Below are 15,316 nucleotides of genomic sequence, written 5' to 3' on the forward strand. Positions count from 1 at the left end.
ATTATTAGAATCTGCCGCGGCCACTGAGAAACAATTTATTTACATGTACTCTGCCGGAAAATAGATATACGCACTTAACGCGGCGCCACCTGCCGCTGCAGCTGACGGATGAAATCCTCGGTCTGCCGCGGGTGACGCAGGCGTACAAAGCGGATGTGCCGATACGCCGGGTCGGTCATATCAGACTGATAACGCTGGCGATTGTTCTTCCAGGTTTTGAGGGTCCACCAGATAATCGAGTCGCGGCTGAGGAAGGCGCGACGGAAGCTTTCACGGTTGCCGGTTCCCGGCCACAGCTCCTGACCGCTGCTTGCCCGGGAGATGGCCCGACAGATGGCCTGGCGCAGAGTTCGGGCGAAACCATAATCCACCCACACCACCAGATCGACATTGCGCCACTTAACCGGGCGGCTGCGGTTGTAGTTGCCGTCCAGCACCCAGCCGGGAGTCTCGGTGGCTGCAACCACCCTGGCGAAGAACACCTCATCCGGCACGCCCTGCCACTCCGCGCGCCAGTAAAGCCTGTCCATCTCAATGTAGGGAACGGACAAGATCTGCGCGAGCCTTCGCGCCAGCGTCGATTTGCCGACGCCACTGGTCCCCACTACGTTGATATTCATCGCTGTCTCCCAGCCGTTGCGCCGCTGAGAATCATAGCCCGAAAAAGCCCAACGGCGCTACCGGCTGCCCCACGGAACACGGCCGGTAGCTCGGGCCGGACGCGGGGCCAACGGGATTAGCCTGCCGGATACTGGTCGTCGGTCACTTTTTCCAGCCAGCTTACCGGGCTGCCGTTTTCGGCTTCGGCAATCGCAATATGCACCAGGGCGGTCTCGCTGCTGGCGCCGTGCCAGTGTTTTACGCCCGGAGGAATCCAGGCAATATCGCCCTGATTCAGCGCCTGCGGCTCTTTGCCCCACTCCTGCAGCCAGCCGCGCCCCTGGGTGACGATCAGCGTCTGACCAAGCGGATGGGTGTGCCAGGCGGTACGCGCGCCGGGTTCAAAAGTGACCGTCGCACCGCCCACTTTTGCCGGCTCGCTGGCCTGGAACGGCGCATCAATACGAACATCGCCGGTAAACCAGCTATCCGGCCCCTTTCTCGAAGGCTGTGAGCCGCTACGAATAATGTTCATTTCTGTTCCTCTCAACATGACGTGTCTGTTCAAAGTAGCGCAATCTGGCAACGAGGATTAGACTGCAAAATCAGAAAGGAACCATGAACGAAATTCATTAATCCGGAAAAGTGATGTTAAAAGATAACGTTAACGACCTGCTGTCGTTTATGGTGGTCGCCCGCGAGCGTAGCTTCACCCGTGCGGCCGCTCAGCTTGGCGTCTCCCAGTCCGCCCTCAGCCACGCGATGCGCAACCTCGAGGCCCGGCTCGACGTGCGGCTGCTGACCCGCACCACCCGCAGCGTGGCGCCTACCGAAGCGGGCGAAAAGTTGTTCCAGCGCCTGAGTCCGCACCTGCAAGAGATAGAACAGGAGCTTCACGCTCTGCGCGATACCCGCGACCGTCCGGCGGGTAACCTCCGCCTGACCGCCAGCGAGCATGCCACCAGCGCCGTGCTCTGGCCGGCGCTGAAAAACTTCATGTTGCAATACCCGGAGATCAATATCGAAATCACCGTGGACAACGGCCTGACCGATATTGTCGACGGCCGCTATGACGCCGGCGTTCGTCTGGGTGAACAGGTTGCCAGAGATATGATTGCCGTGCGCATCGGGCCCGATATGCGCATGGCGGTAATCGGTTCAGCGGCCTATTTTCAGCGCTACGGTATCCCGCAAACGCCCTACGATCTCGCACAACATCGCTGTATTAATCTGCGCCTGCCGACCCTCGGCGGTATCTATGCCTGGGAGTTTGCGCAGGACGATCACGAAGTCCGCGTGCGGGTTGAAGGACAAATTACCTTAAACAGCCTGCCGCAGCGAATTGATGCCGCGGAATCGGGGCTGGGTCTGGCCTATGTCCCGGAAGATAGCGTGCAGCAGGCGCTGGCGGAAGGACGACTCATCCGGGTCCTCGAGGCCTGGACTCCCGCCTTCCCCGGCTATCACCTCTACTACCCCAGCCGCCGCCAGCATACGACGGCCTTCAGCCTGCTGGTGGACGCCCTCCGTCTTTGAACTCATTGATATTTAAGCAAGTGCGCTCGAGAAATGTTTTACGTGCGTGACTATCTCGATACGTGTAGGATGCTGCGCCATGCTCTGCTTATCTCCTACGTCAGAATGATGGGAAAGCCAGCATAACGTACTGCTACTCAGCGGTGCGATGAACCACTCATGGACATTGACAGGAAAATGGGTACATCAATGAATACAAAGCAACACTCGACGGCGGAACACCATGCCGCCAGACGTCACTGGCTCAACTCCCAGGAATCGGGCTATCACAAAGCGATGGGCAACCGTCAGGTACAGATGATTGCCATCGGCGGCGCCATCGGTACCGGCCTGTTCCTCGGCGCAGGCGCGCGTTTACAGATGGCTGGCCCCGCGCTGGCGCTGGTTTATCTGGTCTGCGGCCTGTTCTCATTCTTTATCTTACGCGCCCTCGGCGAACTGGTGCTGCATCGTCCTTCCAGCGGCAGTTTCGTCTCCTACGCCCGCGAGTTTTTGGGTGAAAAAGCGGCCTACGTCGCCGGCTGGATGTACTTCGTTAACTGGGCGATGACCGGGATTGTCGATATCACCGCCGTGGCGCTGTATATGCACTACTGGGGCGCCTTCGGCGATGTCCCGCAGTGGGTCTTTGCGCTCGGGGCGCTGGCGATCGTCGGTACCATGAACATGATCGGCGTGAAGTGGTTCGCCGAAATGGAGTTCTGGTTCGCCCTGATCAAAGTGCTGGCGATTGTCGCCTTCCTGGTGGTCGGGACCATTTTCCTCGGCAGCGGCAAACCGCTGGACGGGAATGCCACCGGCTTCCACCTGATTACCGATAACGGCGGTCTGTTCCCGCACGGGCTGATGCCTGCGCTGGTACTGGTTCAGGGGGTGGTGTTTGCCTTTGCCTCCATCGAACTGGTCGGGACCGCCGCCGGCGAGTGTAAAGAGCCGCAGACGATGGTGCCGCGCGCCATTAACAGCGTGATCTGGCGTATCGGCCTGTTCTACGTCGGCTCGGTGCTGCTGCTGGTGCTGCTGCTGCCGTGGAATGCCTATCAGGCCGGGCAAAGTCCGTTTGTGACCTTCTTCTCGAAGCTGGGCGTACCGTACATCGGTAGCGTAATGAATATCGTGGTGCTCACCGCCGCGCTCTCCAGCCTCAACTCTGGCCTGTACTGCACCGGGCGTATTCTGCGTTCGATGTCGATGGGCGGTTCCGCGCCGAAGTTTATGTCGAAGATGAGCCGTCATCAGGTGCCGTATGCCGGGATTCTGGCCACGCTGGCGGTGTATGTCGTCGGGGTGTTCCTGAACTATCTGGTGCCGTCGCAGGTCTTCGAAATCGTCTTAAACGTGGCTTCGTTGGGGATTATCGCGTCGTGGGGCTTTATCGTGGTGTGCCAGATGCGTCTGCGTAAAGCTATCAAGGAAGGGAAAGCGGCGGATGTCAGCTTCAAGATGCCGGGTGCGCCGTTCACCTCCTGGCTGACCCTGTTGTTCCTGCTCAGCGTGCTGGTGCTGATGGCCTTCGATTACCCGAACGGTACCTATACCATCGGTTCCATTCCACTGATTGCGGTACTGCTGGTGGCCGGTTGGTTTGGCGTGCGTAAGCGCGTTCATGCTATCCATAGTACGGCGCCGGGCGTACAGTCAGCGCAAAAATAACCCTATCGCGGTTTGTCCGTCACCGGGCAAACCGCCGCTTCCTGCTTAGTTATCTTCCACCAGCTGCGACACATCGCTGCTGTTAATCTGGCGGTGATTGCCGGATTCATCCACATAGCTGGTCATACCGGTGTCTTTATCCAGACGCGGCTTACCCTGAGTCACAATGGTCTGCCCGCTTTTCGTCGTCATTACATAGTTTGAAGTACAGCCCGCAAGCAGTGCCAGCATCGCGCCAGCGCACAGAACCATAAATGGCTTATTCATACATCCTCCAGAATGATTAATTCCGCCAGGCAGCAGGCGGCAAAACGATGATTGTAAAACCATAACCGCAATCGGGCCAATAAGTGTTTGTAACAGAGGGTGATTCTGGCGGGCGGGAGGGGTCTCCCCCTCCTCAATCACGACTTACAGCGCGATACGGATAACGTCATCCGGCTGGGTCGCTTCTTTCTGACGGGTCGACTCCTGCTTCACGCTGACATACAGCGTTTTACCGTCGGCGGAGAGCGTCAGGCTGTTCGGGTAGGTCGGCGTTTTGAAGGTTTTGACCACTTTATAGGTTTTAGCATCAATTACGCTGACTTCGCCGGCTTTGCGATGGGTCACGTAGGCTTCATTGCGCGTCGGGTTGAACAGCACCGCCAGGGATTCCGGCGCAGCGATTTTCTGCAGCACTTTGCCGTCGCGCAGATCAACAACCAGCACTTCCGGCTGTTTACTGTCGGTGATGAAGGCGCGATGGCCGGCGGTATCCAGGCTCAGGTTCAGATAGAAGTGCTCTTTACCGTCATCCTGCAGCTTCTTGCGGCTGAGAATTTTGTTGCTCTCGCTGTCGATGGTCAGCAGCTCGCCATCGGCATTGGTGGTGTAAATACGCTTGGCATCAGCATCCACCGCCAGCCCGGTCGCCATGGCGCCAGTATTGGTGATAGTGTCTTTCAGCGTCAGCTTTTCACCATCCACAACCCAGATCACACTCTCTTTACCCAACCCGGTGATATAGACCGTGTTGGTTTTTTCATTGACCGCCAGCTCACGCGGCGCCAGCGGACGCACGGTTTCACTGCGTTGACGATTGTCGAGCACCAGACGGCCTTTCACCGCGCCGGTTTTCGCGTCAATGGCGGTAACGGTGCTGTCAGTGGTGTTACCAAACCACAGCGTTTGCGTAGCAGTGTTGATCGTCGCGCCGAACGGTTTCAGATCGTTATGAATAACCTGCGTCACTTCCAGCGTGGTCGGGTCGAGACGATAAACAATCCCGCCTTTATCCAGTGAACGGCTTTGAGAAGTTGCGACCCACAGCGCATTTTCCTGCTGGCTGTAAGCCATTTCGTATGCGCCCTTACCGACCGCCTTGCGCAACATTTCTTCTGCCGCATGAGCGCTGAAGCTCCCCGCCAGCAGTAAAGAGGTTAATAACAGTGAACGACGCAGACGCGGCGCGGACAGATGACGTAATGACATGACGACTCCCTTGAATAAAACACCTATGTGCCTGCTCGACATTGCTTCCCTGACACAAAGTCCTGGCTTTGCGTTCATTTTCAAATGCGAATAGTAATCATTATTTGACATGAAGTGGAGCGTTATTTATGAAAACTGACGGCGAAAATAACCATTCGGTGCCATTATTTAACGAAAATAACGTTAATAATTTTCAAAAAATTACAAAAGGGTTAACATGTGGACATATGTTCCGTTTGGTTCGTTTCACGAGTAGCTCTATGAAAATCCTTTCCGTGCGCACGGCTGCGCTACCTGCCCTCCTCTTTCCGCTGATCGCTGTGGCCCAGCCCGGCACCAGCGATGAACAAACTATGGTTGTGACCGCCGCGCCGACCGCGGTCTCCGAGCTCGATACCCCCGCCGCGGTCAGCGTCGTTAACGGCGATGAGATGCGTCAGGCGGCGCCGCGAGTCAATCTCTCTGAATCGCTGGGCGCCGTACCGGGACTGCAGGTTCAGAACCGACAGAACTATGCTCAGGATCTGCAGCTATCGATTCGCGGCTTTGGTTCCCGTTCCACCTACGGCGTGCGCGGGCTGCGCATTTACGTTGACGGTATTCCGGCCACCATGCCCGATGGCCAGGGCCAAACCTCGAATATTGATATCGGCAGCGTCGATAGCCTCGATGTCCTGCGCGGTCCGTTCTCTGCGCTGTACGGCAACTCCTCCGGCGGGGTGATCAATGTGACGACCCAAACCGGCAGCCAGCCGCCAACCATCGAAGCCAGCAGCTATTACGGCAGCTTCGGCACCTGGCACTATGGCCTGAAGGCGACCGGCGCCGTCGGCGACGGAACGCATGCCGGGGACGTCGATTACACCGTATCGACCAACCGTTTTACCACTCACGGCTACCGCGATCACAGCGGCGCCCGCAAAAACCTGGCGAACGCCAAACTGGGCGTGCGCATCAATGACGTCAGTAAGCTGACCCTGCTGTTTAACAGCGTGGATATCAAAGCCAATGACGCCGGCGGCCTGACCTACGATGAATGGCGGAATAACCCGCGTCAGTCGCCACGCGGCGATCAGTACAATACCCGTAAGTCGACGAAGCAGACCCAGGCAGGATTGCGCTACGAGCGTCAGCTCAGCGAGCAGGATGACCTGAGCGTGATGATGTACGCCGGTGAACGTGAAACCACGCAATATCAGTCAATCCCACGCGCGCCTCAGATAAACCCCTCTCACGCGGGCGGCGTTATCGACCTGACGCGCCACTATCAGGGGATCGATACCCGCTGGACTCACCGCGGCGAACTGCTGGTGCCGGTCACCTTCACCACCGGTCTCGACTATGAAAACATGAGCGAGCGGCGCAAAGGGTTTGAAAACTTCGTGATGGTCAACGGCGCGCCGCAGTACGGCGAAGAGGGGAACCTGCGCCGTAATGAACGTAATCTGATGTGGAACATCGACCCGTATCTGCAGACCCAGTGGCAGCTGACGGACAAACTCTCCCTCGATGCCGGCGTGCGCTACAGTTCGGTATGGTTTGACTCCAACGATTATTACGTTACCCCGGGTAACGGCGATGACAGCGGCGACGCCAGCTACCATAAATGGCTGCCGGCCGGCTCGTTAAAGTATGCGGTCACCGAGGCGTGGAACGTCTATCTCTCCGCCGGGCGCGGCTTTGAGACGCCCACCATTAACGAACTCTCCTACCGTTCCGATAACCAGAGCGGTCTGAACTTCGGCCTGCAGCCTGCGACTAACGACACGGTCGAGATCGGCAGTAAGACGCGGATCGGCAATGGCCTGTTTACCGCCGCGTTGTTCCAGACCAACACCGATAACGAGATCGTGGTGGATGCCAGCAGCGGCGGCCGTACCAGCTACAAAAACGCCGGCAAAACCCGTCGTCAGGGGATGGAGCTGGGGCTGGATCAGCAGTTTGGCGAAAGCTGGCGTCTGAAAGCCGCATGGACCTGGCTGGATGCGACCTACCGGACCAATGTCTGCGATGACGCCAGCTGCAACGGCAACCGTATTCCGGGCATCGCGCGCAATATGGGCTACGCCTCGTTCGGCTATCAGCCGGATCGCGGCTGGTACGCCGGCAGCGATATTCGCTATATGAGCGATATCATGGCTAACGACGAAAACACCGCCAAAGCCCCGTCCTGGACGGTGGTCGGTCTCACCACCGGTTATAAGTGGAGCTATGGCAAGATGGACATGGATCTGTTTGGCCGCGTCGATAACCTCTTCGATCGCAGCTACGTCGGCTCGGTGATTGTCAACGAGTCCAACGGTCGTTACTACGAACCCGCGCCGGGACGTAACTATGGCGTCGGCCTGAATCTCGCCTGGCGTTTTGAGTAATCCCAGCCTTAGATCGTACAAACCTGACTCCCCGGGAAGCACAGCGCCACCGGGGAAACAGACCGCACAAACCCGTAGCCCCGGAAAGCATGGCGCCACCGGCGGATCGTCCCCACGCGCGTCTTATTGCGGCTTACATCACGCTTTGTTTTATCCTTTCTCGTCTGTTGTGCCCTCGAGCGTTACCCTTGTCACAAATAACGCCCAACAAGGAGCTGCTATGGCACTGCCGATCATTCTCGATTGCGACCCCGGTCATGATGACGCCATCGCGATGGTTCTCGCCCTCGCCTCACCCGAACTTGACGTCAAGGCGATCACTGCCTCCGCTGGCAACCAGACGCCGGACAAAACCCTGCGCAACGTGCTGCGCATGCTGACGCTGCTGGGAAGGCAGGACATTCCTGTCGCCGGCGGCGCGCGTAAGCCGCTGATGCGGGAGCTGATCATCGCCGAAAACGTTCACGGCGAAAGCGGGCTTGATGGCCCGGCGCTGCCGGAACCAGATTTTACGCCGCAGGCCTGCACCGCCGTCGAGCTGATGGCCAAAACGCTACGCGAAAGCCCGCAACCGGTGACGATTGTCGCCACCGGCCCGCAAACCAACGTCGCCCTGCTGCTCAACAGCCACCCGGAACTGCATGACAAGATCGCCCGCATTGTCCTGATGGGCGGCGCGATGGTGTTGGGCAACTGGCAGCCCGCCGCCGAGTTTAATATCTACGTCGACCCGGAAGCGGCGGAGATCGTCTTCCAGTCGGGTATTCCGGTGGTGATGGCCGGGCTGGACGTCACGCATCGGGCGCAGATTCATGGCCTGGATATCGAACGTTTCCGCCAGGTGGGCAACCCGGTGGCGACCATTGTTGCCGAGCTGCTCGACTTCTTTATGGAGTATCACAAGGATGCCAAATGGGGTTTCACCGGTACTCCGCTGCACGATCCCTGCACCATTGCCTGGCTGCTGAAGCCGGAGTTGTTTACCAGCGTTGAGCGCTGGGTGGGCGTGGAAACTCAGGGGAAATACACCCAGGGGATGACGGTGGTTGATTATTACTTCCTCACCGGCAAGCAGCCGAATACCACGGTGTTGCTGGATATCGACCGGGAGCGGTTTGTGGACCTGTTAGTCGAGCGGCTGGCGTTTTATGGCTGAATAAGGATTCTGAGAGACGTTAAAGGCTGCGATACTGCCTTCTGGATAAAGACGAGCGTCGGCAGTTTGCAGAGTATCAGGCGATGAGTTTGTCAGACGCAGAGCCTGTCCGCTCGTTCGTCAATAAACCTGCCTTTGGTCTGTCCGGGTTGGCTCTATCAGAGGCAGGCAGCTTCGTTAATTCCAGTATCGTGACCGACAAACAGCGTTTACCCTGGAAAGGTATTCAAGGATAACGGATCCGAAGAGCCGTTATGACTAGCGGTGTATCAGGTCCAGTCTTCATAGCCGTTCTCGTGGATCCAGACAATGCCAGCTGGGCAGTTTTCACTTAAAAACCAAAATCCTTCAAATGCATCACAATTCATATCATCCTCAGTTTTGGGAAATGCCATTTCAAAAGCTTCGAGCTGCTTGTCGATGCTTCCTGGGAGGAACTTTCCATGACGAGCAAGTTTGATTTCACCATCCTCCAGCAAACGCCCGATAAACCAGATATAAAGCGCTTTTTCTTCTTTATAAGTTAGCTTATAGGTGCCATCAACACTTTCTGGGTCGATATTTTTCCATAACATGGTGGTAGAAGCCCCTTGAAGAAACTCTTTCCTTTCCTGGTATTGTTTCTCGGTTAAATACGTCACCTTACCTCCTCTTTTATCTAAATTTCACTTCAAATCTATTTAATGATGTTTTGGAGACAGTTTTAATATCTGAATTCCCAATGATTTCAATTGTCCACCTTGCTCCGGTTTTCTCTGCAGAAGCTGAAAAATCTCGAAGATTGATTGTTTGATTGTCGTTTATTTTTGCATACATCAGCCTACCGTCTGGAAGAATCTGCTCTTTAAATGGTATTCCACCAGTTAGAGATGTAGCAAAGCTAATAATTTCATCCTCAGTTAATTTTTCTGAAGCAAAAACTTTAATTTTACCTCTGGTATCACTCCCTCCAGGTCCCAAAACTTGTTGTAAAGGTTTCCCAAAAACATTTAATTCAGCGTTAGGGTTTTGTTTGTTAAAAATACTTACTAATTTGGCAGTGTTATCTTTTTGCAGGCTTTTGACATAATCAGCCGTTTTCGTCGACAGATTAGCCCCGGCTGCTGTTTCTCCTTTGATAAAACCAGCAACAGGCTGGGTATTGAACGTTTTTGTTTTGTAGAACTCATCGAAAACGTTCACCAGCTGTCGGCTCAGCTTCTTCACGCTGTCCTCGGTTTTACCTAGGATTAATGTGCTGCCGGTCGTTACAGCGCCAGTACCAATGATGGCTTCTGGTGCCACAATATCTGCCGCATAAATACCAGCCTGATTCAGACAAAGCGCGGGGTTGGTTTTGTAACCAGCGATGACCAGCCTTGCCGCCAGAACCAGCTCGGGTGCAGCACCAATCAGAGTCATGCCACCTGCGGTCAGTGCCATACCTCCGCCGCTGGCAGCTGCCACGATAATCGCTGCTTCCCGCCGGGCCTGGACGCGTAGCTGCCTCCTTATCCCCCTTATCACGGTCGCGGAAGAAAGGTAAGGCAGGATATTTAACAAAGAGGTGAGTTAAGGAAAAACCCGGATGGGGCGCGCCATTTCTGGTGCCTGGCCGATCCTCGCCCCGGCGCTCTGCCGCCGGGGCATAAGACCTATTCGTCGGGTGAAACCCGGACCACGACTTTGCCGAAGTTTTCGCCCTTCAGCAGACCAATCAGCGCATTGGGCGCACGCTCCAGGCCATCAACAAGCTGCTCGCGGTACTTGATTTTGCCTTCCCGTACCCAGCGCCCCATCTCCTCCTGGAACTCGGCAATACGATGCCCGTAGTCCTGACCGATAATAAAGCCCTGCATCCGGATCCGTTTTTTCAGCAGCGTCGCCATCAATAGCGGCAGACGATCCGGCCCCTCCGGCAGTCCAGTCGCATTATACCCGCTGACCAGGCCGCACACCGGTACTCGCGCCGAGGTATTGAGTAGCGGCAGCACGGCATCAAACACCTTGCCGCCGACGTTTTCATAGTAAACGTCAATGCCCTGCGGGCAGGCCTGCGCCAGCTGTTCGGCAAAATCCGGCGCGCGGTGATCGAGGCAGACGTCAAAGCCCAGCGTCTCGACCGCGTAGCGGCATTTCTCACTGCCCCCGGCAATCCCTACCGTACGGCAGCCTTTTAGCTTCGCGATCTGGCCGACCGTACCGCCAACCGGCCCGGTGGCCGCGGCCACCACCAGCGTTTCTCCCGCCTTCGGCTGACCGATATCCAGCAGCCCCATATAGGCCGTAAAACCAGGCATCCCAAGGATGCCGAGCGCCCACGAGGGGTGTTGCGGATGTTCACCCAGCTTCACCAGCCCGTTGCCATCGGAGAGTTCAAAATCCTGCCAGCCGCCGGAGCTCAGCACCCACTCTCCCGGTGTAAAGTCAGCGTGGTCAGACGCTTCAACGCGACTCACCGTTCCACCGACCATCACGGCGCCGATGGCAACCGGCGGCGAGTAGGACGGCGCATCGCTCATGCGCCCGCGCATGTAGGGATCTAACGAGAGATAAACCGTGCGCAGAAGCACCTGCCCGGGACCCGGCGTCGGGGCCTCGCTCTCTTCCAGACGGAAATTATCCCCTGTCGGCTCGCCGTGCGGGCGAGAAGCCAGCACCCAGCGGCGGTGACGTTGCGGATGAAAAGCCATAGCAAACTCCTCTTGTTTAGGACCTGTACTGAGGCTAGTCGCAATTGCCGCCGCACACATTGGCATTATGAGGCAGATTGATTTAATCGCACGACCAGATAGGTGCAGGATGTGCTGGATTCATTGATAAAACGGCAGTCGTTAGGCGGCCCCAGTTCGAGACAATCGCCGGCTCGCATCTCATGCCGGGTCGCGCCCTCGACAAAAACCAGCTCCCCCTGTTGCAGCCAGATCAGCTGACGCGCCAGCGCGTAGGAGGCTGCGGGCATCGGTACATCGCTACCCGCCGGCAGCTCCACCTGCACCAGATCGATAGGCAGATCGCTGCGCGGCGAAACGTGACGCCGTAAATAGTGGCTTTGCGGATCGCGCCATACCGGCTGCTGGGCAAAGCGCAGCAGTTTACCTTCCTGCATCTCCGCTCGGGCAATCAGCGTCGACATACTAATGCCAAAAGCGCCGGACAGCCGCCCCAGCATCGATGCCGTCGGACTACTCTCGCCGCGTTCGATCTTGTGGATCATGGCGCGTGAGGCGCCGGCGCGCTCGGCCAGTTCGCTGAGCGACCAGCCGCGAGATTCGCGCTCGATGCGGATACGTGCGCTAATGCGCTGATTCATATTGTCTTCAATAGTATTCATAGCGTAGTACTATAGTGTATGAATTAATCTCAAACAAGGCGACCTCAGGCAAAACCCGCGTCGTCTCGTCTGGCCATCTCCCCCCCGATATACCTGCGAGCAGACGACAGGCCATGATAAATTTCTTGCTAAAACAGATGACAGCGTCGCGTACATTATTGTAATAATATCGTACTACTATAGTGTACGGATATTGAGTTGAGGTTTGCTATGACCATTCGTTATGCCTGCAAAGAAGATTGCGCGGCGATTGCCGAAATTTACAACCACGCGGTGCTGCACACTGCCGCCATCTGGAATGACAAAACCGTCGATACCGATAATCGCATCGCCTGGTTTGAAGCGCGTCAGCTGGCAGGCTATCCGGTCCTGGTGAGCGAAGAAAACGGCGTCGTGACCGGCTATTCTTCGTTTGGCGACTGGCGCGCATTTGACGGCTTTCGCCATACCGTCGAACATTCGGTCTACGTCCACCCCGATCATCAGGGTAAAGGATTAGGCCGCAGCCTGCTGGTGGCGCTGATTAAGGAGGCCCGTCGCCTGAACAAACATGTCATGGTGGCCGGTATCGAAGCGCAAAACCAGGCCTCTTTGCATCTGCACGAAACGCTCGGGTTTGTGACCACCGGACAGATGCCGCAGGTCGGCACAAAATTTGGCCGCTGGCTGGATCTGACCTTTATGCAGCTCCAGCTCGACGATCGTCACGATCCGGATGCCAGCGCATGAACGCTTCGCTGACCCTCGCCTGTCTGATTGCCGCCGGCGTCGGACTGGTCGTGCAAAATACGCTGATGGTGCGTATTACGCAGTCCGCCTCCACAATACTCATTGCGATGCTGCTGAACTCGCTGGTGGGGATTGTGATTTTCGTTACCATCCTGCTCCTGCGCCACGGTGCAGCGGGCTTTCAGGAGCTGGCGCTCAGCATAAAATGGTGGACGCTCATTCCAGGATTGCTGGGATCGTTTTTTGTCTTCGCCAGCATCAGTGGCTATCAGAACGTTGGTGCCGCCACGACGATTGCGGTGCTGATTGCCAGCCAGCTGGTGGGGGGACTCGTGATGGATATCATTCGCGCGCACGGCGTGCCGTGGCGGGCGTTGCTGGGGCCGCTGTGCGGCGCGGTTATGCTGGTGGCAGGCGCCTGGCTGGTAGCCAGACGCCAGTTTTAGCGCGCAATATCAGAGAATGGCGCCGCCTTTATTCAACTGCTCGCGGCGCGTTTCCTGCTCTTCATGCTGCTGACGGCCGTGGTGGGCAATCGTGGTGCGTAAACGCTGCTGCTGGGTATAGCGTTCGTCGCGGCTCAGCTCAGCATCATCGCTCAGCGCCACCAGCAGTTCATTCATGTGAGTAATCACCCCTTCGGCGATCGCCGCATCGACGCGGGCGATAACGTCATCCAGATGTGCCATATGTGCTCCTTTCGGCTTAGTTCAATTTGACCTTCGAAAAATCGCTCCCCATCAGGCTCACGCTATACCCGCTAACGTTGCTGCGCGTGGCGTAGTAGGTTTTCCCGGTCGCCAGGGTGATCCATGGCGCCTGCTGATAAAAGATCTCTTGCGCCTGACCATACAGCGCGGCGCGTTGCTGCGGATCGCTGACCAGGATCGCTTTTTTGACCAGCGCGTCATACGACTTATCGCACCAGCGGGCAACGTTGGAACCGGTCTTGATATTATCACAGCTCAGCAATGTCCCGGCAAAGTTGTCCGGGTCGCCATTGTCCGACATCCAGCCAAACAGGGCGCTGTCGTGTTCGCCTTTGCGCATGCCGGAGAGATATTCCCCCCACTCATACGTGACGATTTTGGCTTTGATGCCCACTTTGCTCCAGTCGTTCTGAATCATTTCGGCAATGCGGCGCGAATTGGGGTTGTAGGGGCGCTGTACCGGCATCGACCACAAGGTCACCTCCGCCCCTTTTTCCAGCCCGGCCTGCTTCAGCAGCGCTTTCGCCTTTTGCGGATCGTAGTCGTAATCCGGCAGATCTTTCTTATAACCGAGCATATTCGCCGGCAGCGGAGATTTGGCTACCACGCCCGAATCCATAAATACCGCTTTGACGATTGCCTGTTTGTCGGTGGCGTAGTTCAGCGCCTGACGTACCAGCACGTTATCAAACGGTTTTTTCTCGGTATTAAACGCCAGATAGCCGACGTTCAACGCTTCAACAGCCTGCAGCGCCAGATCTTTATTGCCCTTGATCGCGGCGAACTGCACCGGCGACGGCGCCGGGATAATCTGACATTCGTTGGTTTGCAGCTTCGCCAGGCGAGTCTCGACATTCGGGGTGATGGAGAAGATCAGATGTTTTGTCGGCACCTCGCCTTCCCAATAATGCGGGTTAGCAATGTAGCGGATAAGCGAATCGACTTTATACTGCTGAAGCGCATACGGGCCGGTCCCGACAGGCCAGGTATCAACATACTCCGGCGTGCCTTTCTTCATCATGGCATCGGCGTACTCCGCGGAGAGTATTGAGGCAAAATCCATTCCCCAGTCGGCAAGGAAGGCAGCATTCGGCTCGCTCAGTACGAACTGGACATGATAATCATCGACCTTTTTCACCTCTTTAATCAGCTTATCCAGCCCGACATCATGAAAATATTCATAGTTGCCCTGCGAAACGTTATGGTACGGATGTTTCGCATCCTGTTGACGCAGGACGGAGAACAGAACGTCATCGGCGTTAAAATCGCGGCTCGGGGTAAAGTACTTATTGCTGTTGAACTTCACTCCTTTACGCAGGGTAAAGGTCCAGGTCTTGCCATCTGGCGATACCGTCCACGCGGTGGCCAGCGAAGGGATCGGTGTGTTTTTAAGCGGATCAAAGGTGATCAGGCGGTTATACAGCACCTGCGAGCTGGCCACAAACGAGGGGCCGGAGCTGGCAATCTGCGGGTTAAATGATTCCGGCGATGCTTCGGAGCAATAGATCAGCGTATCGTTACCGGCCGCCCACGCGGCGCCAGCCGGCAACCAGGCGCTTAACGCCAGCGCAATTAACGTTTTCCCTGTAGACATGGTTATAAACCTTATCAATTTGTTATAAGTGCTCTAATAACAGCACAGCGGCATGCAACCGGCAAATAATCAATCGGTATCAGGTTATGCTGAAAGCGCTGTTTTCGCCGATTTATTCTCCAGTCCGGGCCAACCTGCTGAAGTTGTGAACTGCCTATAAAACCAGAAAAAAAACGTGCG

Annotated in this window: 16 protein-coding genes; 6 read left to right on the forward strand and 10 right to left on the reverse strand. The window is 56.5% G+C overall.

The genetic code is table 11. The annotated features are described in order from the left end of the window. Window positions 1–74: 74 nt before the first annotated feature. Complete coding sequence (locus OQV00_RS13640; RefSeq protein ID WP_004861618.1) at window positions 75–620, reverse strand: P-loop NTPase family protein; 546 nt, start codon at window positions 618–620, stop codon at window positions 75–77. A 116-nt stretch (window positions 621–736) separates the two neighbouring features. Continuing rightward, window positions 737–1,135 carry a (R)-mandelonitrile lyase gene (locus OQV00_RS13645; RefSeq protein ID WP_004861615.1) on the reverse strand — a complete coding sequence of 133 codons (399 nt, stop codon included), beginning with the start codon at window positions 1,133–1,135 and terminating at the stop codon, window positions 737–739. 113 nt (window positions 1,136–1,248) lie between these two features. Between OQV00_RS13645 and OQV00_RS13650 the strand changes: the two genes are divergently transcribed. Next, window positions 1,249–2,136 (forward strand): LysR family transcriptional regulator, encoded by an 888-nt coding sequence (locus OQV00_RS13650; RefSeq protein WP_004861613.1) that lies wholly within the window; start codon window positions 1,249–1,251, stop codon window positions 2,134–2,136. A 189-nt stretch (window positions 2,137–2,325) separates the two neighbouring features. Then, complete coding sequence (gene ansP, locus OQV00_RS13655) at window positions 2,326–3,789, forward strand: L-asparagine permease (RefSeq protein WP_004861610.1); 1,464 nt, start codon at window positions 2,326–2,328, stop codon at window positions 3,787–3,789. A gap of 45 nt (window positions 3,790–3,834) precedes the next feature. Here the strand turns inward: ansP and OQV00_RS13660 are convergent, their stop codons facing one another. Together OQV00_RS13660 and yncE are read right to left on the reverse strand one after the other, a co-directional pair. Then, the gene (locus tag OQV00_RS13660; protein WP_004861607.1) at window positions 3,835–4,056 is read right to left on the reverse strand and encodes a YgdI/YgdR family lipoprotein; all 222 of its coding nucleotides are present in this window, start codon (window positions 4,054–4,056) and stop codon (window positions 3,835–3,837) included. Window positions 4,057–4,200: 144 nt separating this feature from the next. Further along, window positions 4,201–5,262, reverse strand: coding sequence for a 7-bladed beta-propeller protein YncE (gene yncE, locus OQV00_RS13665; RefSeq protein ID WP_004861605.1), 1,062 nt, complete (start codon window positions 5,260–5,262; stop codon window positions 4,201–4,203). A 260-nt stretch (window positions 5,263–5,522) separates the two neighbouring features. On the opposite strand from yncE, the gene pqqU reads away from it, so the two are divergent. Further along, window positions 5,523–7,634 carry a TonB-dependent receptor PqqU gene (gene pqqU, locus OQV00_RS13670; RefSeq protein ID WP_075808691.1) on the forward strand — a complete coding sequence of 704 codons (2,112 nt, stop codon included), beginning with the start codon at window positions 5,523–5,525 and terminating at the stop codon, window positions 7,632–7,634. A gap of 220 nt (window positions 7,635–7,854) precedes the next feature. Next, on the forward strand, window positions 7,855–8,790 hold the full coding sequence (gene rihA, locus OQV00_RS13675) for a pyrimidine-specific ribonucleoside hydrolase RihA (RefSeq protein ID WP_266278744.1): 936 nt from the start codon (window positions 7,855–7,857) through the stop codon (window positions 8,788–8,790). Between the two features lie 269 nt (window positions 8,791–9,059). Here the strand turns inward: rihA and OQV00_RS13680 are convergent, their stop codons facing one another. The 4 genes from OQV00_RS13680 to OQV00_RS13695 form a co-directional block, all read right to left on the reverse strand. Beyond that, entirely contained in the window at window positions 9,060–9,365 is a 306-nt protein-coding gene (locus OQV00_RS13680) for a DUF596 domain-containing protein (protein ID WP_065906477.1), read from the reverse strand. Between the two features lie 79 nt (window positions 9,366–9,444). After that, window positions 9,445–10,212, reverse strand: a complete 768-nt coding sequence (locus OQV00_RS13685; RefSeq protein ID WP_266278746.1) for a hypothetical protein — start codon at window positions 10,210–10,212, stop codon at window positions 9,445–9,447. Between the two features lie 212 nt (window positions 10,213–10,424). After that, window positions 10,425–11,462 (reverse strand): NADP-dependent oxidoreductase, encoded by a 1,038-nt coding sequence (locus OQV00_RS13690; RefSeq protein WP_004861590.1) that lies wholly within the window; start codon window positions 11,460–11,462, stop codon window positions 10,425–10,427. Between the two features lie 65 nt (window positions 11,463–11,527). Next, window positions 11,528–12,103: a helix-turn-helix domain-containing protein gene (locus OQV00_RS13695; protein WP_015584412.1), complete on the reverse strand. Its 576-nt coding sequence runs from the start codon at window positions 12,101–12,103 to the stop codon at window positions 11,528–11,530. Window positions 12,104–12,313: 210 nt separating this feature from the next. Between OQV00_RS13695 and OQV00_RS13700 the strand changes: the two genes are divergently transcribed. After that, window positions 12,314–12,832 (forward strand): GNAT family N-acetyltransferase, encoded by a 519-nt coding sequence (locus OQV00_RS13700; protein WP_064357092.1) that lies wholly within the window; start codon window positions 12,314–12,316, stop codon window positions 12,830–12,832. Continuing rightward, window positions 12,829–13,278 (forward strand): DMT family transporter, encoded by a 450-nt coding sequence (locus tag OQV00_RS13705; protein WP_004861584.1) that lies wholly within the window; start codon window positions 12,829–12,831, stop codon window positions 13,276–13,278. Before OQV00_RS13700 ends, OQV00_RS13705 begins: the two co-directional genes overlap by 4 nt. A 9-nt stretch (window positions 13,279–13,287) precedes the next feature. On the opposite strand, the gene OQV00_RS13710 is transcribed toward OQV00_RS13705, so the two are convergent. Continuing rightward, window positions 13,288–13,521, reverse strand: coding sequence for a YdcY family protein (locus OQV00_RS13710; RefSeq protein WP_004861582.1), 234 nt, complete (start codon window positions 13,519–13,521; stop codon window positions 13,288–13,290). A 16-nt stretch (window positions 13,522–13,537) separates the two neighbouring features. Continuing rightward, a complete protein-coding gene (locus OQV00_RS13715; protein WP_064367543.1) occupies window positions 13,538–15,136 on the reverse strand; it encodes an ABC transporter substrate-binding protein in 1,599 nt (532 codons plus the stop codon). Window positions 15,137–15,316 lie beyond the last annotated feature (180 nt).

It is taken from the genome of Klebsiella sp. DY2415 (assembly GCF_026314315.1).
GTDB classification, from domain to species: Bacteria; Pseudomonadota; Gammaproteobacteria; order Enterobacterales; family Enterobacteriaceae; genus Klebsiella; species Klebsiella ornithinolytica.